Annotated in this window: 1 protein-coding gene and 1 pseudogene; one reads left to right on the top strand and one right to left on the bottom strand. The window is 34.2% G+C overall.

Annotation, left to right across the window (positions count from 1 at the left end; all coding sequences use genetic code 11):
* Positions 1 to 406 precede the first annotated feature (406 nt).
* Positions 407 to 685: a hypothetical protein gene (locus AP75_RS14765; protein ID WP_242589857.1), complete on the bottom strand. Its 279-nt coding sequence runs from the start codon at positions 683 to 685 to the stop codon at positions 407 to 409.
* A 114-nt stretch (positions 686 to 799) separates the two neighbouring features.
* On the opposite strand from AP75_RS14765, the pseudogene AP75_RS14015 reads away from it, so the two are divergent.
* A pseudogene (locus AP75_RS14015) lies at positions 800 to 1,011 on the top strand (IS5/IS1182 family transposase); the annotation flags it as partial.

The raw sequence follows: 1,011 nt of genomic DNA, 5'->3' as shown, positions 1-1,011 counted from the left end.
AAAAAACTTCCCACTATTTTAAGCCGTGAAGAAATCTGGCGAAAGCTTCAGTCCTTCCGAAAAAACTGCTTTGCACCTCTAAATTCTAAAAACGACATCCCCATAAGAGGACCATCATACCGCTGAAAAGCCACCGGAGCTTCCGTTCAACGGGCTTTCATCTCGTGTCCTGCGGACAAGACGAAAGCTTAGTTATTAGTGGCAGTTTTTTTTAATTTTTGTCAAATGTCTTCGGAATTATATTTTTGTCTGTTTCTCCACAAAATATCCAAGAAATAATATACCAACGATTATTTTCAAAAACTAATTGAATACTATTTATTCCTCTTCTTTCAACTTTTTCGTCTTTTTCTAATTTCGTTTCATAAGTACTCCAAACCTTGTGTCCTGCGGACAAGACGAAAGCTTAGTTATTAACTTCACTTTCAATTAAAGCTGTGCTAAAAACCATTTCATCAGTTTCTTTATGAAATTCCTGCAATGTCATAGTTACTTGTTCTTGCTTTTTTCTGTCAAAATAAGAATAAACTGCTTTTTGATGGTGCAAATAATTGTCTCTTTCCCATTGCCTTTTTGCTCCTTTTTCGCCTGAAACAACCTCATAACTTGCATTCATTAATGCGTCAATTGTTTTTGCATCATTCTCAAATGATTTGTTTTGTGCTTTTAAATTCCCTGTTGTCATAAATAGTCTCTCCTTAAACCACTTATAATTTACTGATTATTAGTATTTTGGGTTTAAAATAGCTTGTTTTTTATTGCAAGAATTTGTATATTAGAGCTTTAAAACCTTGCAAATATGTTAGGAAAAAATCCAGAAAAACTGCCAGAATTATTCCGCCCGATGTTGGTTGATTTTATTGATGATAAACACGAACTCGTTTTGCTTTCAGATAAAATAGATTGGAATTATTTCGAGAACGAATTTTCGCCGTTGTACTCTAAAGTGGGCAATCCGAGCCATCCGATTCGTTTTATGGTGGGCTGTTTGCTTCTGAAACATCTTTATAA

Source organism: Kaistella haifensis DSM 19056, from assembly GCF_000735695.2.
Taxonomy (GTDB): Bacteria; Bacteroidota; Bacteroidia; order Flavobacteriales; family Weeksellaceae; genus Kaistella; species Kaistella haifensis.
This window is presented reverse-complemented; position numbering and strand designations above follow the sequence as displayed.